The organism is Stenotrophomonas sp. STEN083 (genome assembly GCF_056759195.1).
This window is the reverse complement of the sequence record NZ_JBRRCU010000005.1, coordinates 113,034-139,436: the sequence shown is the minus strand read 5'-3', so window position 1 is coordinate 139,436 and position 26,403 is coordinate 113,034. Positions and strand designations below refer to the sequence as shown.

Sequence of the window (26,403 nt, the reverse complement as noted above, 5' to 3'; positions counted from 1 at the left end):
TCCTTGCTACCAAGCGATCGAAAAGACCTAGTGCCGAACGGTCGCCCGCGCCGGGCTCTCGGCACCTAAGGTGACAGACTGCTAAGAGATAAGTGCCGAGCCATGCTCGGCTGGGGACTTGCCGATAAAGCCTCTGCCGAGCATGGCTCGGCACTACCTTTGCCTCCTCCTCTTTGCTTCGCAAAAGGGAGGAGGAAATCAGCGTAGCAGGCGGCCAGCGTCCAGCAGGATCATCGGCTGCTGGCCGATGCGCGCGATGCCGCGGAAAAGTTCATTGGAAATCTGGCAGATGCGCGCGGTGTCCGGCGGCTCGATTTGTGAGTCGTTGAGGTTGGCGACGTCTTCGACCGCCGATACACGCAGTCCCAGCGTCTCGCCGTTTTCTTCCAATACGACGATGCGGGTCTGCGAGTCTTCCGGCGCGCTTTGCACGTCCAGATGGCGGCACAGGTCCATCACCGGGACCACCTGGCCACGCAGGTTCATGATGCCGAGCATCGCCGGGCCGGTGCCGCGCAGGGCCAGCAGCGGCACTGGCAGTACCACTTCCTGCACCTTCAACAGCTCCAGTGCATAGGTCTGTTGGCCACAGCGCAGGCGCAGCCAGCGCGAGCTACGCTCGGCGGCGCGGCGTTGTTGGGGGTTGCTGGCGGGACGCTGCGCCTGCGCTTGCAGTTCCTGCCAGGTGTTGGGACGTGCGTCCGACGCCAGCTCGGGCAAGGTGCGTACATTAGATGTGCTGCGCGGTGGTGTGACCGGGCTCGCTGGTAAACCAGCCGCAGTTTCAAACGCAGCCTGCAGATTGGCGCTATCGCTATGGGCGAGCTTGCGACTTTCGGCCGGGCCGGTTTCGTAGATCACTTCGTCCGGCAGGTCATCCCAGGTAGGCGGGCGACCGGCATTGGCGGCGCTGGTTGCCGCCATCGCGTCGTCGAACGCGGCCTGCAAGGCAGCGGTGTCACCGGGCGCAATGGCTACCGGAGCAGGGGCAGGGGCGGCGGCTGGCTTGGCTTGCGCCTCGGCGAGCGCGGCTTCGAACACTGCTTCGAGTTCGGCGCTATCACCCGGCGCTTCGAACGCCGGCGGTTTGGCAGGCGCTGCAGGTGCTGCGGCCACCGCGGCGGGTACCGCTTCCAGTAGCAGTTCGCCCAGGTAGTGGTCGAGTACGTCGTTGCTCATGCGGCGCGCTCCAGCTGTGCGGCCTCGCTGAGCAGCAGCCATTCCAGTGCGTGACGGTAAGCCGCCATGCCGCGCCCCGGATAGTCGTCGCCAAGCACCGGTACGGTCAGTGCGGCGGGATTGCAGATGCGGGTGTCGACCGGAATCGCGTCTTCCCAGACGCGCTCACCGTGACGTTCCTGCATCAGCTTCAAGGTCTCATTGCCGGCGCGGGTGCGGCGGTCGAACAGCGTCGGCAGCACCGAGATCGGTAGGGTCCGCTTGCGCGAGCGCTCAACCATTTCGCCGGTGCGGACCATGCCGTCGAGGCCGTGAAGGGCCAGCGGTTCGGCTTGGGTTGGGATGATCAGGCGATCGGCCGCGGCCAGTGCATTGATCATCAGCAGGCCCAGCGTCGGCGCGCAGTCGAGCAGGATGTAGTCATGCTGCTCGCCATGACGTGCCAAGGCCTGCTGCAGAGCCAGGCCCAGGCCGGGCTGGTTGGCGCTGCGCCGTTCCAGAGTGGCCAGTGAGGCCTGCGCGCACAGGTAGTCCAGCCCGGGGATATCGCTGTGCCGGGCCAGTGCAGCGATTTCATGCGGCGGGGCGGCGAACAGTTCCTGCACGCCCTGCGGCACCGGCTCTACCGGTACGCCAAAGGCGCGGGTCAGGGAGGAATGGGGGTCCAGGTCGATCAGCAGCACCTTGTGCCCGCGCGCGGCCAGGCCGCGACCCAGCGACAAAGTGGTGGTGGTTTTGCCGACGCCGCCTTTTTGGTTGGCTATGGCCCAGATACGCATCATTGGACTCCTTCGATGACCGCCGGTACCGCGCTGCGCACGCTGCTTGCGGCAGAGCTGCCGCCGCTGCGGTCATCGCCGCTGGTACTGGCCGTGGTGTTGCTGGCAGCAGGCAGTTCGGCCGCCGCTGCCGAATCGGCGAGGATGATCACCATCACCCGCCGGTTGCGGTTGCGCCCTTCGGGCGCATCGTTGCTTTCGCGTGGACGGAATTGGCCATAGCCAACCATCGCCAGCCGTTGCGGCTGCACGCCGTGGTCGGCGAACAGGTGCACAACACTGGCGGCGCGTGCAGCCGACAATTCCCAGTTGGACGGGAATTGCGCGGTGGCGATCGGCAGGTTGTCGGTGTGACCCTCCACGCGCACGCCATTGGGTGCGTCCAGTAACACATCGGCCAGTGTGCCCAGAGTTTCGCGAGCACCGACATCGAGCGCGGCCGAGCCGGTGACGAACAGGATGTCGCTGTTGATCTCTACCTCAATCCACAGCTCGGTGCGACGCACGGTGATGACGCCCTGCTTGACCAGCGGGGCGAGGGTTTTGCTCAGGCGATCAGCGATCTGGTTGAGCTGGCGTTCGGCGCGCTGCAGCTGTTCCTGGTTGTGTGCTGACACCGGCATGCGCATATGCGAAGCCATCGACGGCAGTTGGGTGGGGTCGGCCAGCGCGCCGCCGGTCATGCTCGGCGCACTGATCACGGAAGGCGAATCATAGCCACCGCCCTGCAGTTGCTTGTTGCCTACCTGCACCTGGCTGATGGTGCGCGGGGCGCCGCCAAAGGCGGTGGTCAAGGCGTCGGCCATGACCCGGTACTTGCCTTCGTTCAATGACGAGATCGCGTACATCACCACGAAGAACGCGAGCAGCAGCGTCATCAGGTCGGCATAGGGAATTGCCCATGCTTCGTGGTTGGCGTGCTCTTCGTGGTGCTTGCGACGGGCCATGGTTCAGTTCACGAAGCCGGCCAGGCTGTTTTCGATATTGCGCGGGTTCTCGCCCTGGGCAATGGCGATCAGGCCTTCGATGATCATTTCGCGCTCGCGGCAACTGCTGGCGATCACGCCCTTGAGCTTGGCCGACACCGGCAGGAACAGCAGGTTGGCCGAGGCGATGCCGTAGATGGTGGCAGTGAAGGCAGCGGCGATGCCGTGGCCGAGCTTGCTCGGGTCGGCAAGGTTCTTCATCACTGCGATCAGGCCGAGCACGGCACCGATGATGCCAAGGGTAGGGGCGTAGATGCCCATGCCCTCGAACACCTTGGTCGCGGCGAGATCCTGCTGTTCCTGGCTGCCGAGTTCAATTTCCAGCATGTGGCGGATGGTGTCCGGCTCGACGCCATCGACCACCAGCTGCAGGCCTTTGCGGATGAACGGATCATCCTGCAGCTCGACCTGCGGCTCCAGGCCGAGCAGGCCCTGACGGCGGGCGATATTGCTCCAGTCAACGATCTGCTGTACCAGTGCGCGGCGGTCGCTGGCCGGTGGGCGGATCACCCAACGCACGATCTTGAAGGCATGTTTGAACACGGCCGGCGAGGTGTGCAGCAGGATTGCCGCCAGAGTGCCGACAATGACGATCACGAAAGCAGCAGGTGACCACAGCGAGGACAGGCCAGCGCCTTTGAGAATGCTGCCACCCACCAAAGAGGCGAGGGCGAGGAAGAGTCCAATGATGCTGAGTCGGTCCATGGTGCGTATATCGGCCTCGTTTTAGCGGTCTTGAATCGGGGGCTTTGCTTAAGCCCCTCTCCCGCGCGCGGGAGAGGGGTTGGGGTGAGGGCAGCTTCAAGCTTTAGAAGCTAAAAGCGCCCCTCACCCGCCCCGTCTTCGCGGGGCGCCCTCTCCCGCAGGCGGGAGAGGGGATGCTTGATCGCAGGCTCTACTGCGGGGTCTGCTGCATCGCTTACCCTTGCACCCCGCGCAACCCATCCACATCCAGAATCAGTGCCATGCGGCCATCACCAATCAAAGTGGCGCCGGCATAACCGTTCAGGCCCCGCAGCGCACGCGGTAGCGGCTTGATCACCACTTCCTCGCGGCCGCGTACCTGGTCCACCACCAGGCCGAAACGGGCTTCGCCCATCTGCAGTACGACGATGGTCAACAATGTCGATGGCGCCGGGGTAACTCCCAGCCATTGGCGCAGATCCAGCAGGGCCAGTGTGTGGCTCTTGCGATCCAGCACGGCGCGGCCGTCAAACCAACCCAACGAGGTCGCCGGGGCGTGCAGCACTTCCATTACCCGTGCCAAGGGCAGGGCGTAGACATCTTCGCCGGCCTGTACCAGCAGGGTTGGCAGGATCGCCAGGGTCAGCGGTACGCGGATCAGGAAGCGGCTGCCACGGCCCAGCTCGGACTGGATCTGGATCTGGCCACTGAGCTCGCGGATACGCGACTGCACCACGTCCATGCCGACGCCACGGCCGGAAATATCGGTGACTTCCTGCTTGGTCGAGAAGCCGGGTAGGAACACCAGATGCAGACACTCCTCGCTGGTCAGGCGGGCGGCGGCTTCAGGGTCGAGCAAGCCCTTGTCACGGGCCTTGGCGCGCAGGCGCTCTGGATCGATGCCGGCGCCGTCGTCCTGGACTTCAATGCTGACGTAATCGCCTTCCTGCTGGGCGGACAGGCGTACCCGGCCCATACGCGGTTTGCCTTGGGCCTCGCGCAGTTCGGGCGATTCGACACCATGGTCGATGGCGTTGCGGACCAGATGCACCAGCGGATCGGCCAGTGCTTCGACCAGGTTGCGGTCCAGCTCGGTGTCGGCGCCGATCAACTCCAGATCGACTTCTTTCTGCAGCGAGCGGGCAACGTCGCGGGCAACCTTGGGGAAGCGCGAGAACACCTTGCCGACCGGTTGCATGCGGGTGCGCATCACCGCTGATTGCAGGCGAGCGGTGGCGATATCCAAGGTCGAGACTGCGCGATCCAGTTCCTCGTCCTTCAGGCGCATGCGCAAGGTTTTGAGCCGGTTGCGGGCCAGCACCAGTTCGCCGATCAGATTGACGATGGCATCCAGTCGCTTGGTGTCCACGCGCACGGTGTGCTCGGGCTCGGCGGCTTTTGCGGCAGCCGGTTTGGCTGCGCCTGCCGCGGGGCGTGCGGGTGCGACGGGTGCCGCGGCCGGCTTGGGCTTGGGCGCAGCGGGAATCGGCTGCACCGCGACTGCACCGGGTGCGGCGCCGCCATGCAACTTGTCGAGCAGGGCTTCGAATTCGTCTTCGTCGATCAGCTCATCGCCGGCCTTCGCAACGATAGGCTGGGCGCCGGGCGTACCGCTGCCATGCAACTGGTTGAGCAGGGCTTCGAACTCGTCTTCGCTGATCAGGTCGCTGTCGCCGGCTGCGGCAACAGGTTGCGCCGCTACGACAACCGGCGCAGCACCCACATCAAACTGGGCGATCAGCGCAGCAGGTGCATGCTCCGGTTCAGTGCCGGATGACACCGCATCGAGCATTGCCTGCAGCCAGTCCAGAGATTGCTGGGCGGCGTCGAAATGATGCGCCAGCAGCTCGGCTTTGCCGGCGCGGGCCATGCCGAGGGTTTCCTCGGCGGCGTGGCACAGTTCGACCATTGGGTGGATCGCCAGAAAACCGGCGCCACCTTTCAGCGTATGGAAGCCACGGAATACGGCGTTGAGCTGATCACTGTCGTGCGGCGCCTGTTCGAGCGTCACCAACTGCTCGCCGAGGCGATCCAGGATTTCCTGCGCTTCAAGGATGAAGTCGGCGGCGATGTCGTCGGCAAAAGCACTCATGGCTTACAGCCCCAGGTCCGAGAGCAGATCGTCTGCGTCCACCTGGGACACGGCGTGGCGATCCAGACCGTTGACGGCCGGGCCAGCCAAGCCCTGGTTGCGTGCATCTTCTTCCGGCGGCGGCAGGCCGAGCGCGCCAAAACCTTCATGCACGCGACGGACGATGCCGACCACACGGCGGATGATCTGCCCGGTCAAGTCCTGGTAGCTCTGGGTCAGCGCTACTTCAGTCAGATTGTGGCGGATGCGTTCGAGGATTTCGCCCTGCTCGGCATTCAGCCCGTCCGCACGCAGGCGTTCGGTCAGCGCGCGGCATTCCTCGGCCAGATCAAGCGTGCGGTGGGTAGCCTGTTCGGTCATCTGCACCACATGGTCCAGGCGCGCGCAGGCATCATCCAGCTCGCCGGCTTCGCTGGGCACGCTGGGCAGTTCGCCCAGTGCCTGGCCCAGTTCGCGTGCCAGCCGGCCCAGGCCGGACATCATTGGCTGCGCGCGCAAGGCGGCCAGCGCGTCGATTTCCCGGCGCCAACCGGCTTCGTCGCCGCTTTCCAATGCTGCCAGTGCGTCCTGCAGGCGCTGCACCAGGGCCGATTTGTCGCTCAATGCTTCGCCGAGCTGGTTCATCAGGCGCTCGCTGCCAGGCGTTCGAAAATCTTGCCGAGCTTCTCTTCCAGCGTCTGCGCGGTGAACGGCTTGATGATGTAGCCGTTCACGCCGCTCTGTGCGGCCTCAATGATCTGCTCGCGCTTGGCTTCGGCGGTGACCATCAGTACCGGCAAGGTCTTGAGCTTGGCATCGTTGCGGATCGCCTTGAGCAATTCGATGCCGGTCATCACCGGCATGTTCCAGTCGGTGACGACGAAATCGAACGACTGCGTCTGCAGCATCGACAGCGCGGCATGCCCGTCCTCGGCTTCGGCGGTATTGGTGAAGCCCAGATCGCCGAGCAGGTTCTTGACGATGCGGCGCATCGTCGAGAAGTCGTCAACGATCAGGATGCGCATGTTCTTGTTCAAAAGACTTTCCTCTTCATGGTTCTTCGAGCCCGGCGTCGGCCGCCTCGAAAATCTTCAGTCGGCCGCGCAGACGCAGCGTGGCCTGGCCGTGGATCTGACAGACGCGGGATTCGCTTACGCCCAATACCGCGCCAATTTCTTTCAGGTTCAATTCCTGCTCGTAGTACAGCGACAGCACCAGCTGCTCGCGCTCGGGCAACTGGCCGATGGCCTTGCCGAGCTCGGCGCCGAACTGGCTGCGCTCCAGCACCTGCTGCGGGTTGGGGCCGCCGGTGGTCGGGGTGTCCAGCTCGCCCTGGTCTTCGATGCGCGATTCCAGGCTCAGCACCTGGCCGCGTGAGGCGTCTTCGACCAGACGCATATATTCGGGTAGCGGAAGTTCCATCGCCTCAGCTACTTCGCTGGCGCTGGCCGAACGGCCGCTGCTCTGCTCAAGCCTGCGGATGGTGGCAGCGGCATCGCGGGCGCGGCGGTGCACCGAGCGCGGTACCCAGTCGCCGCGGCGGATTTCGTCGATCATCGAGCCGCGGATGCGGATCGATGCATAGGTTTCGAACGAGGCGCCCTGTTCGGCGTCATAGCTGCGCGAGGCCTCGATCAGCCCCATCATCCCGGCCTGGATCAGATCATCGACCTCGACGCTGGCGGGCAGGCGCGCGGCCAGGTGGTGGGCGATGCGACGTACCAGGTCGGCGTGGCGGGCAATGCAGTCATTGGCCGCGTTGCGCTGGACTTCACGGTATTGGGCGGCTGCATTGTTCATGCCTTCACCTTCTGCTGGATGATGCGTTCCAGGAAGAACTCAACGCCGCCGCGCGGGGCGGTTGGGGCTTGCCAGCGCGCGGTGCGACGGGCGATTTCGTTGATGGCCAGCGAGGCCGGTGCGGAAGGGTAGAGCTTGACCACCGGCTGCTGGCGTTGCACCGACAGGCGCAGCCAGTCGTCCTGCGGCACGCAACCCAGGTAGTTCAGCGAAACATCGATCAGGAACTTCTCGCAGACCCGTACCAGCTTTTCGTACAGGGCGCGGCCTTCGTTCGGGTCACGGACCATGTTGGCGACGACCTGGATGCGATCCACGCCACGCTCGCGGGAGAGCACCTTGATCAGCGCGTAGGCGTCGGTGATCGAGGCAGGCTCGTCGCAGACCACCACTACGGTGTCCTGGGCGGCCTGGCAGAAGGTCAGCACGCTGTCGGTGATGCCGGCGGCGGTGTCGATGATCATCACATCGAGCTCGCGTTCCAGCTCGGAGAACACATTGACCAGACCGACGTGCTCGGCCGGCTGCAGTTCGGCCATGTGCCGACGGCCCGAGGCGGCCGGCACGACCAGCACGCCGTTCGGACCTTCCATGATCACTTCGTCGAGCGTGGCGCGCCCGGCGACCAGGTCGGCCAGAGTGTGCTTGGGCTGAAGGCCCAGCACCACGTCGATGTTGGCCAGGCCTAGATCGGCATCCAGCAGCAGGGTGCGTTTGCCCATGCCTGCCAGTGCCACGGCCAGGTTGGCCGAGACATTGGTTTTACCTACACCGCCCTTGCCGCCGGTCACCGCGATGGTGCGCACCGGGCCTGCCGGTTCGTGCCGGGTAGCCGACAGGGGGAAGGTGTTGGTCAGCTTGGCGTACTCACGCGACTGCATTGTTCAACTCCGTGTTGCAGGGCATATCGGCCGCGCGGCGCAAATCTTCAAGGCGAAGTACGAGATTTGCGGCAGAGGCCCGATAAAGGTCTTCCGGAACGTCCTGGCCGTCGGTCACCCAGGTGATCGGCAGGCGGTGATCGACCGCCACCGACAGGGCCGAACCGAAGCGGCCGGTCTCGTCCAGCTTGGTCAGCACCACGCCCTGCGGGTTGGCGGCGCTGAAGCGGCGCACCACTTCATCCATGTCCTGGAAAGCGGTGTTGGCCGGCAGCACCAACAGGGTGCGGATCTGGCCGGCGGCGCGCAGCCACTGCAGCTGGGCGGTGAGGGCGCGGTCGCGCTGGCCCAGGCCGGCGGTGTCGATCAGCACCAGCTTGTAGTCGGCCAGCTTCTGCAGCAGCTGGTTGAGGTCGGTGCCGCTGTTTGCCTCGTGCACGGCGATGCCGAGCTGGCGACCGAAACCGTACAGTTGCTCGCGGGCGCCGATGCGCTGGGTATCGGTGGTGACAAGCGCCACGTCGCGGGCGGCGTGGGCTTCTGCGAAGCGCGAGGCCAGCTTGGCGATGGTGGTGGTCTTGCCGGCACCGGTGGGGCCGACCAGGGCGATCACGCCGCCGGTTTCCATCGGGTCGACCGGCGCGATCGGGAGCTTCTTGGAGATCAGCCCCAGCATCAGGCCGCGGGCGCGGCTGGGGTCGATGTCGGCCGGAATCTGGGTGGCGACGTCGCGGGCCAGGCCAGCGTCGAAGCCGTATTCGTCCATCAGGTCCAACGCATTGGCGCGCACCGCGCTGCCGCGCAGGCGCTCATCGGTGAAGCGGTTCATCTCGCGCTCGATCAGATGACGCATGCCGGCTACTTCCTGACGCAGCTGGCTGAGCTGTTCGTCGTCGCGGGCGATAATCACCGGTGCGCTGGTCACCGCGCTCAGCGGGGATGTGGGAGCGAAGGCGGCAGTTTCGGTAGCTTCAACAGCGCCGGCGATCGGCGCTTCAGCGGGCAGCGTGGCAGCGACTGCGGCGATGGCTGCTACCGCAGCGAGCGGCGCGGGAATTGCCTCGATTGCGGGCGCCACGGTGACGGGTGCAACGGCGACCGGGGCAGGGTTGAACACCGGTGCAGCAGGAACTGCGGGGATGGCCACGGCCACGGCCGGCTGCAGCGGGGCCAGCTCCGGCTCCGGCGGATCGATGACGAAGCGGGCGCGTTCAACCGGTACCGGCGGCGCGATGGTGACGGCGGCAATTGCGTCGGCAAAGCTGGCCTGCTGGGTTACCGCTGGTGCAGCGGCCAGTGGCGCGATGGCTGCGGCGCTGCCGGCGGGACGGAATGCCGGCACTACCGGCAGTTCATCGGCGCTGGCTGGCTGGGTGGCAAAAAAGGTCTGCGAGACCGGGGCGCGTGCGGCGACCGGCTCAATCTCGGCAGACTTGAGCAGGCCGGCGAAGCGGCTGCCCGGTGCCAGCTCGATGCTGTTGTCGATGGAGCGGCCGGTGGCGCCAACCGCCGAGCGCGCCAGTGCGGCGACGGCCGAGGTGGTGGCGGTGACCGGTTCCGGCTCCGGTGCCTTGCGGCGGGTCATCGCGGCCATGATGGCTTCGGCGGCACTGCGCGGCTTGGCCGGGGCCGGTGGGGCTGGACGGCTGGCTTCCAGCGCCTGCTTCACTGCGGTCTCGTCGTAGTGCGCGGCCGCCACGATCTCCACACCTTCCTCGATCCGACGGTTGGACAGGATCACGGCATCGGGGCCGTGTTCCTTGCGCACGAGGTTCATGGCGGTGCGCATGTCAGCGGCGACGAAACGTTTGATCTTCATGCTTTGGTACCGGGAGTGAGGCTGCGGCGAAGGAGTGGCGTTGGCGATGTCGAACATGGCGTGGCGGGCTCCTTCTTGCGGAATGGGTGCGGTGCAGCAGGTGTCTGGTTTCCGACGCCGGCATTGCTGCCGGTGTCGGCTTTCGGGCTGCCTCAGCTGATCGTGCCGACCAGCTTCAGGCGTTTGTCTTCCGGCACTTCGCTATAGGCCAGGACCGACAGCGAGGGAACACTGTGGCGGACCAGGCGCGCCAGCGCGGCGCGGACCGGGGCCGGTACCAGCACTACAGCCGGCTCGTTGCGGGCCTCCTGCTTGCCGACGCAATCGGCAAGGCTTTGATGGAGGCGTTCGGCGAGACCAGGTTCCAGTGCGGCGCCATTGCCTTGTGTTGACTCCTGCAAGACGCGTTCCAATTGCGGATTGAGGGTGAAGACCGGCAGTTCCGGCGAGGAGCCGGCGATTTCCTGCACGATGAAGCGGCCAAGCGCGCCACGTACCGAGGCAGTAAGCGCGGCAGGGTCCTGGGTGACCGGTGCGGCCTCAACCAGCGCTTCGGCGATCTTGCGCAGCTGGCGGATCGGGATGCGCTCGATCAGCAGGTTCTGCAGCACGCGGGCGACGGTGGACAGCGGCAGCGCCTTGGGCGACAGGTCTTCGGCCAGCTTGGGGGCGCTCTTCGCCAGGGTCGCCAGCAGCTGCTGGACTTCTTCATGGCCGAGCAGCTCCGGCGCGTGCTCGCGGATCAGGTGCGACAGGTGGGTGGCGACCACGGTGGCGGGATCGACCACCGTGTAACCCAGCGACTCGGCGTGGGCGCGCTGATGCGGTTGGATCCAGGTGGCGTCCAGGCCGAACGCCGGGTCTTTGCCGGCAATGCCTTCCAGCGTGCCCATCGCGCTGCCCGGGTCCAACGCCAGTTCGCGATCCGGATGGATGTCGGCGGTGCTGACCGGCACCCCGTGGATCAGCAGACGGTAGTGGGTGGCCGGCAACTCCAGATTGTCGCGGATGTGTACGGGCGGGATCAGGAAGCCCAGGTCCTGGGTGAGCTTGCGGCGCACGCCCTTGATGCGTGTCATCAACTCGCCGCCTTGGGCCTTGTCGACCAGCGGAATCAGCCGGTAGCCGACTTCCAGGCCCAGCGGATCGACCGGGCGCAACTCGTCCCAGGTCAATTCAGCGGTGGGGGCGGGTTGCGGCTGGCCGAGGGCGTTCAAGCCACCTTCGTTGGCGCTGGTGTCGTTGGCGGAGGTCTTGCCGGCAGCGCTGGTCTCGCGTTTCCACAATTTCCAGGCGATGAAGCCGAGGATGGCGGCCAGGCTGAGGAAGGCCAGGTTCGGCATGCCCGGTACCAGGCCGACCAGGCCGATGATGCCGGCAGTGATGGCCAGGGCGCGGTACTGGCCGAACACCTGGCCCATCATCGCTTCGCTCATGTCCTGCGAGCGCGAGGCGCGGGTGACCAGCATGGCCACGGCGCTGGAGACCAGCAGGGCGGGCAGCTGCGCCACCAGGCCGTCACCGATCGACAACAGTGTGTAGGTAGCAGCGGCGTCGCCGAAGGCCATGTCATGCTGCAGCACGCCCACGGCCAGGCCGCCGAGCATGTTGATGAAGAGAATCAGGATGCCGGCGATGGCGTCGCCGCGGATGAACTTGCTGGCACCGTCCATTGCACCGTAGAAGTCGGCTTCCTCGCGGACTTCCTCGCGGCGCAGCTTGGCTTCCTCGCGCGTCAGCAAACCGGCGTTGAGGTCGGCGTCGATCGCCATCTGCTTGCCGGGCATGGCGTCCAGGATGAAGCGCGCGGTCACTTCCGATACGCGCCCGGCACCCTTGGTGATGACCACGAAGTTGATGATGGTCAGGATCGCGAACACCACGATGCCGACCGCGTAGTTGCCGCCGATGACGAACTCGCCGAAGGCGGCGATCACCTTGCCGGCGGCCTCATGGCCGTCCTGGCCGTTGAGCAGGATCACCCGGGTGGAGGCGACGTTCAGCGCCAGCCGCAGCATCGTGGTGACCAGCAGCACGATCGGGAAGATGGTGAAGTCCAGCGGCCGCTTTACATAGACCACGGCCAGCAGCACCAGCATCGAGATGGCGATGTTGAGGGTGAACAGAGCATCCAGCACCGGCGCGGCCAGCGGCACCACCACCATTGCCAGCAAGGCCAGCACGATCAACGGCGCGCCCAGCCCGTGGCGCAGCATGTCCAGCAGGCGGCGTGCGGAAAAGCCCGAGGTCTGACTGCTCATCGGGTTTCTCCCTTGCCGAATTCATCAATATCGATGGATGCCATCTGCGGCATCGGGCCGGTGCGCCATTGGCGCAGCTGGTAGACGTAGGACAGGACCAGGGCGACAGCCGAATACAGTCTCACGGGGATTTCCTTGCCGAGTTGGCTTTCCCGATACAAGGCGCGTGCCAAAGGCGGTGACGAGACCACGGCGACCTTGTTGCCGTCGGCTACCTGGCGGATGCGCAGGGCCAGTTCGTCGACGCCCCGGGCGACCACGGTGGGGGCGCCCATGCGCCCGCTCTCGTACTTGAGGGCGACCGCGTAGTGGGTCGGATTGACCAGCACCACGTCGGCCGTGGGTACGGCCTCCATCATCCGGCGTTGCGACAGCTGCATCTGCATCTGCCGGATGCGGCCCTTGACCTCAGGGCTGCCCTCGCTTTCCTTCATCTCGCGGCGCAGCTCTTCGCGGGTCATCTTCAGCTTCCGCAGCCAGTTCCACTTCTGGTAGGGCGCGTCGATGGCCGCGAGCAGGGCCATGGCACCCGCGGTGGCCAGCAGCAGCTTGAGGGTAAAGCCCAGACCGCGGCCGATGGCGGCTTCCAACGGCAGATGCAGCAGGCCGCGCAGGCCATCGGCACCTTGCCAGATGCACAGGCCGGCGGCGGTGCCGACGAAGGCCACCCGCAGCATCGATTTGACCAGTTCGGCCAATGCTTCAGCGCCGACCAGACGCTTCATCCCGGTCAAAGGGTTCATGCGCTTGAGATCGGGCATCAACGCCTTGTTGGAGAACTGCAGTCCGCCCATCAATGCCGGGGCAATCATGCCGGCCGCCAGGCACACAAGGAGCAGGGGGCTGAAGGCCAGCATCAGCTTGAGCAACATCCAGCCGGCGTGGCCGAACAAGGCATTTGGGGTATTGAGCAGCCCTACCTCAGGCGACAGCGCAGCCTTCATCCACTGCCGGGCTGAGCTGCCCATGGAGCCGGCCATGGCATACAGCGCCAGCACGGCGGCGACGAATACCGCGGCGGTTGCCAGCTCGCGCGAGCGCGGGATATTGCCTTGCTCGCGGGCCTCGCGCAGGCGTTTTTCGGTGGGGAGTTCGGTTTTTTCCCCGGCCTGTTCGTTTTCGGACATTGCTCGGCATGGAAGAGGGGTTCTTCCATCGCCGTGCAATAATCATTCCAGAACGTGCTTTGGTAGTGCCGAGCCATGCTCGGCAAGGCGCTTTCCCGGTAGAGCCTCTGCCGAGCATGGTTCGGCACTACAGGTCCTGGTTTATCGGGAGAGCTTCTGCCGAGCATGGCTCGGCACTACGGCTTACTCCTGGCTGGCGTTGAACGAGGCCAGCCGTGCTTCCAGCGCCGCATGTTGGGCGTCGCCACCGTGCAGGCGCATGAAGTTCTCCGCGCTGACCGGGCGGCCCAGCAGGTAGCCTTGCAGATGGTCGCAGCCCAGCCGTTCCACGTACGAACGCTGCCCCTGAGTCTCGACGCCTTCGGCGACGATCTCCATGTTCAGCGCATGACCAAGCGCGACGATGGCTGAGACGATCACCACGTCCTCGTCGCTTTCCTCCAGCGCCAGCACGAAGGCGCGGTCGATCTTGATCTCGGTGGCCGGCAGCCGCTTCAGGTGCAGCAGGCTGGACACGCCGATACCGAAATCATCGATGGATATACCAACGCCCAGGCCGGCAACGCTGCGAAGTACCGAAATGGCGTTGTCGGTGTCGCGCATCACTGCGCCTTCGCTGATCTCCAGAATCAGGCGTGAGGGCTCAAGATCGTTGCGGTCCAATGCGGCACGTACGTCTTCAATCAATTTGGGCGAGCCCAGTTGGCGCCCTGACAGATTCACCGCTACCCGCCATTCGGCGTTGCCGGCATCTTGCCAGCTGCGCATCTGCCTGCATGCCTCATCCAGCACCCAGTTGCCGATTACGTCCATCAGGCCGCTCTGCTCCGTGAGCCTGATGATGCGTTCGGCCGGAACATAGCCGTGCTCTGGATGGCGCCAGCGGATCAGAGCCTCGGCACCACTGATGCGGCCGCTGTTGGCGTGCACACGCGGTTGGTAATGCAGCGACAGCTGCGGTGTGCCCAACGCCTTGCGCAGGTCTTCCAGCAGGCGCCTGTCCTGTTCGACGTTGTCGTTCATCCAGTCCGCGAACACCGCATGGGTGTTGCGTCCGGACTGCCTGGCATAGGCCATGGCGGTCTCGGCCATGGCAATCAGCTGTGCCGCGGTGGTGGAGGTGCCAGTCTGCGGATATTGGGCAATGCCAAGGCTGGCGGTAATCCGCAGTTCGCGTCCGCTTACCCGTACCGAATTGACTGCCAGAATGATGCGGTCCGCCAGCGAGTCGAGTTCTTCGCTCTGCCTGAGCTGGCAGGCGATCACGAACTGATCGCCACCGAGGCGACCGACAAGGTCTTCGGCCGGCAGTAGTTGGCGCAGGCGCTCGCCGATATCGACCAGGGCAGCATCGCCAGTCTGCGAGCCAAAGGCGCCATTGATATGACGGAAGCCATCCAGGTCGATGGACATCACGGCGAACGGCTGGCCTCCCTGCAGCAGCTGTTCGATACGCTCATGCGAGAGCTGGCGGTTGGGCAGGCGGGTCAGCGAGTCGTGCTGGCTGGCATGGAACAGCTCCTTGCGGGCATCGTCCAGCGAAGCCGACAGCATTGAATTACGCAGGTGCAGCAAGCGTGCCTGCATGCGCTGCTCGAACAGGGAAATGGTCAGCACCACGCCCATCACGCCGACGGTCAGCAGCACCACGCATGCGGCCAGCCATTCAGTGGGGACGCCACCGGTGGTGGCTGCAGTGCAGACGGAGTTGGCTGGGAAGCGCGCTGCCGCCATGCCGGTGTAGTGCATGCCGACGATGGCCAGGCCCATCACCGCAGCGGCGATCAATCGCGGCGGCAGGGCGTGCTCTACGGTGCGCAGGCGGAACGCTATGTACAACGCACTCCACGAGGCGCCAACCGCAATCACGATCGAAAGCACAAACCAGACCCGGTCGTAGTCGATGTCCGGGCTCATCTTCAGCGCTGACATGCCGACGTAGTGCATCCAGGCGATGCCCAGGCCCATCAGCAATGCGCCCAGCGCCAAGCGCAGGTGCGGCAAGGTCGGGCGCGAAACCAGCCACAGGGCAAATATCGAGGCTGCGACCGCCACCAGCAGTGACTCCACGGTCAGCCACAGGTCGTAGCCCAGCGGGATGGGCAGACGGAAAGCCAACATGCCGACAAAGTGCATCGACCAGATGCCCGCACCCATGGCCACGCCACCGGCCAACAGCCAGCGGGCTGCGGCGCGACGTGGTTGCGAGGCCGAAACCCTTGAGGCCATATCCAAGGCCGTGAACGAGGCCAGTATCGCCACCAGGATCGACAGCACGACAAACAACGGGTTGTAGCTGCCAACGAGCATCAAACCTCTCCCTAAGGTTGTCGCGCCGCGGTCGCGGAAGCGAGATGTCGTACTTGGTTCCGCATTCCCCTGCGGTCCGTGCTGTACCCGGACTATCCACCGGTATAGGGGAACCGGCAAGGGGGCCTTCAGGCAATGTGAAATCGAAAAACGTGAGCTGTGTAGGGCGTCACATTGTTACTTGCCGGGCCGTATCAAAGGCGGTGTCGAAAAGGCGCTGTACGGGCGGCCCCATTTCCCCTGCCAGCAAGGTGAGCAGTGCCAGGCCGATCAGCAGGGCAACCGGCAGACCCAACTGCATGGGGTTGAGTGCCGGTGCTGCACGGGAAAGGACGCCAAAGACCAGGTTGATCGCCAGCATCGCCACCACCAAGGGCAGCGCCAGTGACAGTGCGCCACGGAAAATCTGCAGGGCCAGGGTCGGCGCCAGCGTGGCGACCGCATGCGGATCGGGCAGGGCGGTACCGATGGGCAGTGCCTTGTAGCTGTCCACCAGCAACGAGATCAGTGCCAGATGGCCATTGCTGGTGAAGAACAGTAGGCCGAACATCAGGTAGAACCATTGCCCGATCACGCCGGAACTGCCGCCGCGCATCGGGTCGGCCATCTGCGCGAAGGCCAGGCCGGTGCTCTGCGCGATCATTTCACCGGCCATGGCGCCGGCTTCGAAGATCAGCCGTAGCAGGAAACCGATGCTGACCCCCACGGCTACCTCGCGCACGATGCTGAGCACGGTCATCGAGTCAAAGCCGTTGAAGATCGGCACCGGCGGCAGGACCGGGGACAGTGCCACGGACAGTGCCACCGCCAGCAGCGCCCGCACCCGCGCCGGTACCGCGCGGGTGCCGATCATCGGCATGGCCATCAGCATCGCGCCGATGCGCAGCATGATCCACAGGGTATTGCCGATGATGGCAAAGGCCTGCTGGCCGTCGATGACTGTCTGGGTGACCGAGTCCATCGCGCTAACCGATCAGATGCGGGATGCGTTGGAACAGCATGACGGTGAACTCGACAAGGTGTCCAAGCAGCAGGCTGCCGAGCGCAAACAGCGCCGCGGTCAGGGCCGCGGCCTTGGCGACAAAGGCGATGGTCGGCTCGTTGATCTGGGTGGCAGCCTGGATGACGCCGACCACCACGCCGACGACCAGCACGACAAGTAGCAACGGACCGGCGATCCACAAGGTGGCAACCAGGCCGCCGCGGAGTTCGGTGAGGGCAAGTTCGGGACTCATGCCGGGGCAGATGCAAGAGCAGTGCCACAGCGTTGGCGACGGGTTTTTGGCGGGGCAGCGGCGTGCTTTTGTAGGAGCGGCGTAAGCCGCGAAGCTGATGGTCTACCCGATCGAGTCTGTATCACCGGCCGAGCAAGTCCAGCGTCGCGGTTTACACCGCTCGCACACTCTTTGCTGCTGGCTTGCTGCGGTAGTCCTCGCCAACCGCCTGCAGGCCTGCAATCGCGAACCGATGCAGATGTGCCAGGAGCGGCTGCGATGGGCCTTGCGCCACTGCCTGCAACGGGCCGGGTACGTCACGGCCGATCACGATCAACATCATGCAGGGCGCGGCGACGCTCAGCAGGCAGCGCAGCAGGGCCGGTTCATTGGCGGGAATGCCGGAGATCTCACTGAGGATCTGCGCCACCGCCATCATCTTCGGCGGAATCGCTTCTTCCATCAGCACCTGCAGGTGCGAGGAGGGGGCCAGCAGTTCGCGCGCCAGCACGCGTGGTGCCCAGGCCTCGGGTTGCTGCGCGCGCTGAACCAGGCCAGCCAGCAGTTCATACAGGCGCTGCTCCGGGTTCAGCGCGCTGCCGGCGATCCGCTGCAGATCATCAAGATCGAGCAGCTGCCGGTGCGCTTCCAGCAGCACCGCCTGGTACAGGCCGTTGCGGCTGCCGAAGTGGTAGTTGATGGATGCCAGGTCGGCAGCGGCCAGCTGGGCCACGGCCTTGCTGGTGGTTTCGGCGAAGCCCTGCTGCGAGAACAGCTGGCCGGCCGCCTCCAGCAGGCGGGCACGGGTGGCCTCGCCGTCGGTGCGTGGTCCGCGTGGGGTGGTTTTCTGAGTGCTCATTGCGTGGCAAGTTTAGCCTGCTTCATCGCTCCGTCCGGCACTACTTTAAATTAAATTTAATTTGAATTAGACTGTTCGGCAGATACAATCCTGCTTGCGGAAGCGTCCTGATGAAGAAGCTCGTCCTTGTCGTGGTGGCCGCCGTCGCGTTGTTGGTCGTGCTGCTGCTGTGGTGGAGCAGCCGGGATAAGCCGGCTGGCGATGGCCTGCAGTTACAGGGCAATGTGGACATCCGCCAGGTGTCGCTTGCCTTCGATGGCAGTGGCCGGGTGCAGGAAGTGCGGGTGGAGGAAGGCGACAAGGTCAAGGCCGGCGATGTGCTGGCCACGCTCGACACCCGCACCCTGCAACTGCAGGCAGATCAAGCCAAGGCACAGATCGAGACGCAGCGGCAGACGGTGGCGCGGCTGCACAACGGCGCGCGGCCGCAGGAAGTCGTGCAGGCCAGGAGCCAGCTGGCCGCAGCGCAGGCCGATGCAGCGCGTGCAGCGCAGGACCTGCAGCGCTTGCAGGGCGTGGCCAGCGCGACGGACGGTCGTGGTGTAAGCGCGCAGGAAATGGACCGCGCGCGTAGCGTGGCGAAAGTGGCGGCAGCGACGGCCGAACTGCAGCAGCAGGCACTGACGCTGGTGCAGCAAGGCCCGCGCAAGGAAGACATTGCGGCAGCCGAGGCGCAATTGCAGGCGGCCGATGCCCAGCTCGCCTTGCTGCAGCACCAGATCGCGCAAGGCCAGCTGAAGGCACCGGTGGCGGCGGTGGTGCGCTCGCGGCTGGTGGAAGTCGGCGACATGGCTGGTCCGCAACGCGCGGCATTTGCGCTGGCGTTGACCCAGCCCAAGTGGGTACGGGTGTTTGCCAGCGAAACCGAGCTCGGTCGCATCCGCAGCGGTCAGCTCGCGCAGGTGACCAGTGACAGCCATCCGGACAATCCGGTGGCGGGCAAGGTCGGCTTTATTTCGTCCGTGGCCGAGTTCACCCCGAAATCTGTGCAGACCGAAGAACTTCGCACCAGCCTGGTCTATGAGGTACGTGTGGTGGTCGAGGATCCACAGGATCAGTTGCGCTTGGGCCAGCCGGTAAGCGTTCGCCTGCAGGGGGCGGCGCACTGATGGAAGCGGCTGCTGCCACGGTAGTCGCGGTCGACCTGCGCAAGTGTTTCCCGGCGCCTGGTGGCGGGCAGGTGGAGGCGCTGGCGGGGATTTCCTTGAGCGTGCGCAAGGGCGAGCTGACCGCACTGGTGGGACCGGATGGTGCTGGCAAGACCACCTTTCTGCGCATGGTTGCTGGCTTGCTGCCGCCCGATGGCGGTGAGTTGCAGGTGCTGGGCCATGACGTGGCAAGGCAGCCACAACAGGTGCAGGACCGCATCAGCTACATGCCGCAACGCTTTGGCCTGTATGAGGACCTGAGCGTGCAGGAGAACCTGGATCTTTACGCGGATCTGCATGGGGTGCCTCAGGCCGAACGCCATGCGCGCTTCGAGCGGCTCCTGCACATGACCGACCTGGCTGCGTTCAAACAGCGCCCGGCCGGTAAATTGTCCGGCGGCATGAAGCAGAAGCTCGGCCTGGCCTGCACCTTGGTGCGCTCACCGCAGCTGTTGCTGCTGGACGAGCCCAGTGTCGGCGTGGACCCGCTGTCACGGCGCGAATTGTGGAGGATCATCCAGCAGCTGGTGCAGGAGGAGCAGCTCAGCGTGCTGGTCAGCACCGCATACATGGACGAGGCTGAGCGCTGCGAGCAGATCTTCGTGCTGCATCAGGGGCGCTTGTTGGCGCAGGGCAATCCTGCCGCGCTGACCGGCGAGGCGCAGGGCCTGACCTGGACGGTAGCGCCAGCGCCGCCGTTGCAGCCGCGTGACCTGCAGGCGCAACTGATCGACGATAGCCGCCACGTGCTGGATGCGGTGCCGCGTGCCGGTTCGGTGCGCTTCATCCTGCAGCCCTCGGCAACGCCGTCGGATATCGCTGGGCTGCTGCAGGATCAATTGCCCAGCCAGCGGCCCGCTGAGTTGGAAGATGCTTTCATGATGCTGCTGCGCGCGCAGGAATCGCCAGCGTCGTTGCCGGTGGCGGAGGTCGCACCGATAGCGATCGCGCAGGATGATGCGCCGGTCATCGTGGTGCGCGATCTGGTGCGTCGCTTCGGTGACTTCACCGCGGTGGCGAGCACCAGTTTCGATGTGCATCGTGGCGAGATCTTCGGGCTGCTCGGCCCGAATGGTGCGGGCAAGACCACCACTTTCCGCATGCTCTGTGGACTGCTTCCCGCCAGCAGCGGGCATCTGGAAGTAGCCGGCCTCAATCTGCGCAGCGCCCGTGCCCAGGCCCGCGCACGCATTGGCTATGTCTCACAGAAATTCGCCCTCTACGCCAACCTCACGGTACGCGAGAACCTGGAGTTCTTCGGCGGTGCCTACGGCTTGGGCGGTGCGCAGCTGCGCCAGCGCGTAGCCGACGCCATTGGCCGTTTCGACCTGCAGGGCGACGCCCGCAGCGGTGAACTGCCGGCCGGCTACAAACAACGGCTGGCAATGGCGGTGGGCTTGCTGCATGCGCCGGAGATCCTGTTCCTGGATGAGCCGACCAGCGGCATCGACCCACTGGCGCGGCGCGCCTTCTGGCGCACCATCACCGGGCTGGCGCAGCAGGGCGTGACCATCGTCGTCACCACCCATTTCATGGAAGAAGCGGAATACTGCGACCGCATCGCCATCCAGGACGCCGGTGAACTGCTGGCCCTGGGAACGCCACAGCAGGTGCGCGAGCAGGCCGGCGCTGACGGCATCGACATGAATGCCGCCTTCATTGGCATCGTCGAGCAGGGCCGCGCGCAGCGCAGTGCCGCTGCCGGTGGCAGGGCTGCGTGATGTCCGGCTTCCTATCCCGCTTATGGGCGCTGGTGCGCAAGGAGACCCGGCAGATGCTGCGCGAGCGCAGTAGCCTTGCGGTCGGCCTGTTGCTGCCGGCGGCGTTGATCCTGCTGTTTGGTTACGGGCTGTCGTTCGATGTCAGCCACGCACCGGTTGCAGTGGTGCTGGATGAGCGCTCGCCGACTACGCAGTCGCTGGTCGCAGGGCTGCAGGGCTCGCCGTACCTGGCGCCGGTGCAGGTCCGTGACATGAGCGCCGCGGTGGACTTGATGCGGCAAGGCAAGGTCGGCGGCATCGTGCATGTGCCGGGGGATTTCAGCCGGCGTATGGCGGATGGCAATGCGCAGGTGCAGCTGATCCTCAATGGCGTGGATGCCAATACCGCGCGGACCTTGGAAAGCTATGTGGGCGGCGCCTTGGCGACGCAGCTGCAAAACACATTCGATCGGCAAGGCGGCAGCAGTGCGGGCGCTGGCGTCAATGTGATCCAGCGCATGTGGTTCAACGAGGCAAGCACCAGTACCTGGTATCTGGTGCCGGGCTTGATCGTTCTGGTGATGACCTTGATCGGTGCCTTCCTGACCTCGCTGCTGGTCGCGCGCGAATGGGAGCGCGGCACCTTGGAAGCGCTGTTCGTGACGCCGGTGCGGCCAACCGAACTGGTGCTGGCCAAACTGTTGCCGTATCTGGGTATCGGTGCGATCAACCTGGCGATCTGCCTGCTGACCGCGCGCTTCCTGTTCGAGGTGCCGATGCGCGGTTCGCTGCTGGCGATCGTGATCAGCTCGCTGCTCTACCTGGCCGTATCACTGCTGCTGGGTCTGTTCATATCGGCGGTGACCCGCAACCAGTTCCAGGCCAGCCAGGTGGCGTTGCTGACCAGTTTCATGCCGGCGATGATGCTGTCCGGTTTCGTCTTCGACCTGCGCAACATGCCGGTGGCGGTGCAGGTCATCAGCCAACTGCTGCCTGCCACCCACTTCATGGGGCTGATCAAGTCGCTGTTCCTGACTGGCGACAACTGGCTGTTGTTCCTGCAGAAATCGGCCATCCTGCTGCTGTATGCGTTGCTGCTGTTTGCCGGCACCCGCTACAAACTGCGCAAGCGGCTGGTATAAGCATGGAAGCCATTGCCATCTATTTCCGGCGCATTGCCTTCCTGTGCAGGAAGGAGCTGATCACCCTGCTGAAGGAACCCTCCAGCCGCGCCATGCTGTTCATGCCGGCGCTGATGCAGGCGTTGTTGTTTGGTTACGGCGCGACCTTCGACCTGCGCCACGTGCCGTACGCGGTGCTCGACCTCAGTGGCGGACAGGCGTCGAGCGAGCTGCTGTCGCGGGTGGACGGCGCGGGCATGTTCGAGCGTGTGGCCACGCTGGATTCGTCGAGGCAGATTGCAGGCTTGATCGACGCCAATGAAGCGCTGCTGGTGATCAGCATCCCGGCTGATTTTGAGCAAAGGCTCGCGTCAGGGCAGGGCGCGCCGCTGCAGTTGATCATGGACGGTCGCAACTCGACCACCGCCGGTGCTGCTGCCGGTTACATCGGCTCCATCGTCGCCGACTTCAATCGGGCGCGCGCTGCCGGTGGCCAAGCGGTGCAGCTGGTCACGCGCAGCTGGTACAACCCCAATCTCGAATCGCGTTGGCAGTTGATGCCAGCGTTGATCGCCGCTCTGAGCATGTTGCAGACTTTGCTGATCGCGGCGCTGTCGGTGGCACGTGAACGTGAGCAGGGCACCTTCGATCAGTTGCTGGTTACGCCGCTGACGCCGATGCAGATCCTGATTGGCAAAGCCTTGCCGTCGATCCTGGTGGGCCTGGTGCAGTCCACCATCATCCTGCTGATCATCCGCTTCTGGTTCCAGATTCCGATGGCCGGCTCGGTGGGGGTGCTGTATCTGGCGTTGGCGGTGTTTACCCTGGCGTCGGTGGGCATAGGTCTGTCGATCTCGGCGGTGGCAGCCAACATGCAGCAGGCGATGCTCTACACCTTCCTGTTGATCATGCCATTGATGCTGCTGTCGGGCTTGATGACGCCGGTGGCCAACATGCCCAAGGTGCTGCAGGTGGCGACTTACGCCAATCCGCTACGTTTTGGCATCGATCTGGTGCGCCGGGTCTATCTGGAAGGTGCCGGCCTGCAGGAAGTGGGCTTCAACTTCATCCCCATGTTGGCGGTGGCGGCGATCACCTTGCCGTTGGCAGCGTGGCTGTTCCGTAACCGGCTTACCTAGGACGCGATCCATGTTCCCGCACTTACGCTCACTGTTGAACGCGTCGTTGCTGCTGTCGCCGCTTGCTGTCGGCCTGATGCTGGGCGGTTGCGCGGTCGGGCCGGACTTCGTGCGCCCGGACGCAGCGGCGCCCACGGACTGGACACAATGGCGTGGCGGTGACGCGTCACTAAATGCCGACGTCGGCACGCAGGCGCTGCAGCCGGAGTGGTGGACGCAGCTTTCCGACCCGACATTGGATGAACTGCAACGGCGCGCCTTGCAGACGAGCCCGGACCTGCGCACAGCTGCTCTGCACTTCGCCCAGGCGCGAGCGCAGCGGCGCAAAGTTGCCGCGCAGCGCGGCGTGGATGTGAGTGCTTCGGCGGGCGTGAATCGCCAGCGCCAAAGCGAGAACGGCGCAGGTACGCGCATGCTCGATATTCTCAGCAATGACAGTGACGCGCTGAAGCAGCTGCTGGCGGAACCGTTCAATCTGTATCAGGCCGGTTTCGATGCGTCCTGGGAACTGGATCTGTGGGGCAGGGTGCGGCGCTCGATCGAGGCGGCCGATGCCGGTGTGGCACAACAGGCGGCCCTGTTGGATCTGGCCAGGCTGAGCGTCATTAGCGAAGTGGCACGCAGCTACGTGCAGTTGCGCGCCGCACAGCGCCATATCGAACTGGCTCGCGAGGACATCGCTGCATTGGAAGAGCGCTTGTCGCTGCTGCAGGCACGGGTGGATGGCGGCCTGCAGGATCATCTGGATCTGGACCGTCAACAGGCCGATCTGGCGGCTGTACGCGCGCGATTGCCGGGTTTGCTGGCCGAGGAAGCCAGCAGCAGCAATCAACTCGCGCTATTGCTCGGCGAGCGCCCCGGCGCTCTGCGAACCCTGCTCGCAACGCCTGCGGCTGCTGTCAGCGACGCGCTGCCGGATCTGTCGCTGGGCCTGCCATCGGAAGTGGCGCAGCGACGCCCGGATATCCGCGCCGCGCAGGCACGCCTGCAGCAGGCGACGGCCAGCATCGGCGTTGCCCAGGCTGATCTGTATCCCAGCATCCGCCTCGGTGCCAAGTTCGGTTACGAGTCGTACCTGTCCGGTGAGTTCTCGGACTGGGGCAGCCGCACCTGGTCGATCGGCCCAGTGCTGAACCTGCCGCTGTTCGATCACGGCCGGCGCAAGAGTGTGGTGCAGTTGCGTGAGCTGGAACAACAAGAAGCCGCCGTGGGCTACCAGAAGACCGTGCTGCAGGCCTGGCAGGAAATCGACAATGCCTTGAACGGCTACAGCGCCGCCCAGCAGCAGCGCACGCAGCTGCGTATGCGCGAACAGGCCACATTGGATGCTTACAAGATCGCCCAGGCACGACACGATGCCGGCCTGATCGACTTCCTGGCGGTGCTTGATGCACGCAGAGGTTATCTGCAGACGCGGCGCGACCTGGTTGATAGCGAAGCCCTGCTGCGTAGCCAGTTCGTCGCGGTCAACAAGGCCGTTGGCAATGCACCGCCACCGAGCGACTGATTGAAAGTGTTGCACCAGGGCGGGCTTGGGCTGGCTGGGCTGCGCCGATCTGCGGCTACACTCGTACAGCTCCGGCCGCCAAGCTGTCGCGACGGCCTTCCACTGACCCAGAGTGAGTTGCATGCCCGATACTTCCCGCAGGGATCTGTTCAAAGCCATCGCTGCCGGCGCCGTGGTGGCGCCACTGTCACTGCTGGCGGAGCCCGCCGCCGCGGGGGCCTGTGCGAGCACAACGCCGCGTTGGGGTCAGGGGCCGGAAGGCCAGCGCATCGCTGACCTCGGGGACGGCACCTATCTCAATCCCATCGTCGCCGGGGATCATCCGGACCCGACCATCCTCAAGGATGGTGACGATTACTACATGACCTTCTCGTCGTTCTATTCCTATCCGGGCCTGGTCATCTGGCATTCCACCGACCTGGTCAACTGGGCGCCAATCGGGCCGGCGCTGCACAGGACACTCGGTGATATCTGGGCAGTGGACCTGTGCAAGCACGGCGATCGCTACTTCATTTACCTGCCGGCCAACCCGACCGGTGATGGCTGGTCGATCTTCGTTATCTGGGCCGACGACATCGCCGGCCCCTGGAGCGAGCCGGTTGACCTGAAAATCGACGGTTGCATAGATCCCGGCCATATTGTCGGCGAGGATGGCAAGCGCTACCTGTTCGTCAACGGCATCCGCCGGGTGCGCTTGAGCGATGACGGCTTGGCCACCGATGGCGCCTTGGAAGCGGCCTATAGTCCGTGGCGCTATCCGGATGACTGGGTAACCGAGAATTTCGCGCCCGAAGGCCCGAAGCTGCTGCGTCATGGTGATTGGTTCTATCTGATCACTGCCGTGGGCGGCACCGCCGGCCCGGTGACTGGGCACATGGTGATCGCCGCACGTTCGCGCTCCATCCATGGACCATGGGAGCACTGCCCGCAGAACCCGTTGGTGCGTACCCAATCAGAAGCGGAGCCATGGTGGTCACGCGGCCATGCAACGTTGGTAGAAGGCCCGGCTGGCGATTGGTGGATGGTCTATCACGCCTACGAGAATGGCTTCCGGACGCTGGGGCGACAGACACTGCTTGAGCCCATCGAGTGGACCGATGACGGCTGGTTCCGGGCGCTGGGCGGGGATCTGTCGCGACCGCTGCGCAAGCCGGCAGGTGGCAAGGCCAGCGCGGCGGGATTTGCACTGTCGGACGACTTCTCGGGTGTTCGTTTTGGCACCCAGTGGGCGTTCCACAATCCGGGGCCGGACGAGCGCCAGCGCGCACGCCATGACAAAGGCGCGCTGCGACTGAAAGCCAGCGGTGTTTCACCCATCGACAGCTCGCCACTGACCTGCGTGGTGCCTGACCGTTCCTATGAGGTCGAAGTCACTCTGTCACCCGACGCGGGTGCGGAAGCTGGCCTGCTGCTGTTCTACAACAACAAGGCCTTCATCGGCGTCGGATTCGATGGCAACACCATCAAGAACTTCCAATACGCAGAAGAGCTGGTGTGGGCACGTGCGCCACGCGCCGCTGGCCCAGTAAGGGTGCGTTTGAACAACAGCAACAACGTGGTGACCTTCCATTACTCGCATGACGGTGGCCGCAGCTGGCAGTTGCACCCGACCCGCATGGAGGTATCCGGCCTGCACCACAATGTGTTCGGTGGCTTTCTCAGCCTGAAGGTCGGCATCTATGCCGCAGGAAGCGGTGAAGTGGCGATCAGTGATTTCCGTTATCGGGCGCTGGGTGAGAGATCCGTGGGCCGAACTTGATCGATCAGGAACCCGATGCCGGTCCTGGCATCAGATTCTTGTGGGAGCGGCGTAAGCAG

General features: G+C 64.9%; 22 protein-coding genes. 6 read left to right on the top strand and 16 right to left on the bottom strand.

Translation table 11 applies throughout. From position 1 onward, the window contains the following. Positions 1-198 precede the first annotated feature (198 nt). From ACVOK8_RS03270 to ACVOK8_RS03195, 16 genes are all read right to left on the bottom strand, one after another. On the bottom strand, positions 199-1,221 hold the full coding sequence (locus ACVOK8_RS03270) for a chemotaxis protein CheW (protein ID WP_481565557.1): 1,023 nt from the start codon (positions 1,219-1,221) through the stop codon (positions 199-201). Next, positions 1,176-1,958 (bottom strand): ParA family protein, encoded by a 783-nt coding sequence (locus tag ACVOK8_RS03265; RefSeq protein WP_481565556.1) that lies wholly within the window; start codon positions 1,956-1,958, stop codon positions 1,176-1,178. The genes ACVOK8_RS03270 and ACVOK8_RS03265 overlap by 46 nt, the downstream gene beginning before the upstream one ends. Continuing rightward, positions 1,958-2,905 carry a flagellar motor protein MotD gene (gene motD / locus ACVOK8_RS03260; protein WP_481565555.1) on the bottom strand — a complete coding sequence of 316 codons (948 nt, stop codon included), beginning with the start codon at positions 2,903-2,905 and terminating at the stop codon, positions 1,958-1,960. Before motD ends, ACVOK8_RS03265 begins: the two co-directional genes overlap by 1 nt. A gap of 3 nt (positions 2,906-2,908) precedes the next feature. Then, positions 2,909-3,649, bottom strand: a complete 741-nt coding sequence (locus ACVOK8_RS03255; protein ID WP_296250550.1) for a flagellar motor protein — start codon at positions 3,647-3,649, stop codon at positions 2,909-2,911. A 214-nt stretch (positions 3,650-3,863) separates the two neighbouring features. After that, positions 3,864-5,720, bottom strand: coding sequence for a chemotaxis protein CheA (locus ACVOK8_RS03250; RefSeq protein WP_481565554.1), 1,857 nt, complete (start codon positions 5,718-5,720; stop codon positions 3,864-3,866). 3 nt (positions 5,721-5,723) lie between these two features. Beyond that, the gene (locus ACVOK8_RS03245) at positions 5,724-6,344 is read right to left on the bottom strand and encodes a protein phosphatase CheZ (protein ID WP_481530821.1); all 621 of its coding nucleotides are present in this window, start codon (positions 6,342-6,344) and stop codon (positions 5,724-5,726) included. After that, on the bottom strand, positions 6,344-6,736 hold the full coding sequence (gene cheY, locus ACVOK8_RS03240) for a chemotaxis response regulator CheY (protein WP_282271267.1): 393 nt from the start codon (positions 6,734-6,736) through the stop codon (positions 6,344-6,346). The genes ACVOK8_RS03245 and cheY overlap by 1 nt, the downstream gene beginning before the upstream one ends. A gap of 13 nt (positions 6,737-6,749) precedes the next feature. Beyond that, a complete protein-coding gene (locus ACVOK8_RS03235; protein ID WP_481565553.1) occupies positions 6,750-7,499 on the bottom strand; it encodes an RNA polymerase sigma factor FliA in 750 nt (249 codons plus the stop codon). Next, positions 7,496-8,380, bottom strand: a complete 885-nt coding sequence (locus ACVOK8_RS03230; protein ID WP_481535745.1) for a MinD/ParA family ATP-binding protein — start codon at positions 8,378-8,380, stop codon at positions 7,496-7,498. The genes ACVOK8_RS03235 and ACVOK8_RS03230 overlap by 4 nt, the downstream gene beginning before the upstream one ends. Then, positions 8,367-10,199, bottom strand: coding sequence for an AAA family ATPase (locus tag ACVOK8_RS03225; protein WP_481565552.1), 1,833 nt, complete (start codon positions 10,197-10,199; stop codon positions 8,367-8,369). Before ACVOK8_RS03225 ends, ACVOK8_RS03230 begins: the two co-directional genes overlap by 14 nt. A 152-nt stretch (positions 10,200-10,351) precedes the next feature. Then, positions 10,352-12,460 carry a flagellar biosynthesis protein FlhA gene (gene flhA, locus ACVOK8_RS03220; RefSeq protein WP_481565551.1) on the bottom strand — a complete coding sequence of 703 codons (2,109 nt, stop codon included), beginning with the start codon at positions 12,458-12,460 and terminating at the stop codon, positions 10,352-10,354. Next, entirely contained in the window at positions 12,457-13,587 is a 1,131-nt protein-coding gene (gene flhB, locus ACVOK8_RS03215) for a flagellar biosynthesis protein FlhB (RefSeq protein WP_481565550.1), read from the bottom strand. Before flhB ends, flhA begins: the two co-directional genes overlap by 4 nt. Positions 13,588-13,770: 183 nt before the next feature. Beyond that, complete coding sequence (locus ACVOK8_RS03210) at positions 13,771-15,897, bottom strand: putative bifunctional diguanylate cyclase/phosphodiesterase (protein WP_481565549.1); 2,127 nt, start codon at positions 15,895-15,897, stop codon at positions 13,771-13,773. Positions 15,898-16,066: 169 nt separating this feature from the next. Beyond that, positions 16,067-16,858 carry a flagellar biosynthetic protein FliR gene (gene fliR / locus ACVOK8_RS03205; protein ID WP_481565548.1) on the bottom strand — a complete coding sequence of 264 codons (792 nt, stop codon included), beginning with the start codon at positions 16,856-16,858 and terminating at the stop codon, positions 16,067-16,069. Between the two features lie 4 nt (positions 16,859-16,862). Next, a complete protein-coding gene (locus tag ACVOK8_RS03200) occupies positions 16,863-17,132 on the bottom strand; it encodes a flagellar biosynthetic protein FliQ (protein WP_282269983.1) in 270 nt (89 codons plus the stop codon). 151 nt (positions 17,133-17,283) lie between these two features. Continuing rightward, on the bottom strand, positions 17,284-17,970 hold the full coding sequence (locus ACVOK8_RS03195; RefSeq protein WP_481565547.1) for a TetR/AcrR family transcriptional regulator: 687 nt from the start codon (positions 17,968-17,970) through the stop codon (positions 17,284-17,286). Positions 17,971-18,080: 110 nt separating this feature from the next. Between ACVOK8_RS03195 and ACVOK8_RS03190 the strand changes: the two genes are divergently transcribed. The 6 genes from ACVOK8_RS03190 to ACVOK8_RS03165 all read left to right on the top strand — a co-directional run bounded on the left by ACVOK8_RS03190 (position 18,081) and on the right by ACVOK8_RS03165 (position 26,344). After that, entirely contained in the window at positions 18,081-19,079 is a 999-nt protein-coding gene (locus tag ACVOK8_RS03190) for an HlyD family secretion protein (protein WP_481565546.1), read from the top strand. Next, positions 19,079-20,839: an ATP-binding cassette domain-containing protein gene (locus ACVOK8_RS03185; protein WP_481565545.1), complete on the top strand. Its 1,761-nt coding sequence runs from the start codon at positions 19,079-19,081 to the stop codon at positions 20,837-20,839. Before ACVOK8_RS03190 ends, ACVOK8_RS03185 begins: the two co-directional genes overlap by 1 nt. Continuing rightward, positions 20,839-21,960 carry an ABC transporter permease gene (locus tag ACVOK8_RS03180; protein WP_481565544.1) on the top strand — a complete coding sequence of 374 codons (1,122 nt, stop codon included), beginning with the start codon at positions 20,839-20,841 and terminating at the stop codon, positions 21,958-21,960. The genes ACVOK8_RS03185 and ACVOK8_RS03180 overlap by 1 nt, the downstream gene beginning before the upstream one ends. Before the next feature lie 2 nt (positions 21,961-21,962). After that, a complete protein-coding gene (locus ACVOK8_RS03175; protein ID WP_481565543.1) occupies positions 21,963-23,078 on the top strand; it encodes an ABC transporter permease in 1,116 nt (371 codons plus the stop codon). A gap of 10 nt (positions 23,079-23,088) precedes the next feature. Beyond that, on the top strand, positions 23,089-24,585 hold the full coding sequence (locus tag ACVOK8_RS03170; protein WP_481565542.1) for an efflux transporter outer membrane subunit: 1,497 nt from the start codon (positions 23,089-23,091) through the stop codon (positions 24,583-24,585). 121 nt (positions 24,586-24,706) lie between these two features. Next, a complete protein-coding gene (locus tag ACVOK8_RS03165; RefSeq protein ID WP_481565541.1) occupies positions 24,707-26,344 on the top strand; it encodes a family 43 glycosylhydrolase in 1,638 nt (545 codons plus the stop codon). Positions 26,345-26,403: the final 59 nt, after the last annotated feature.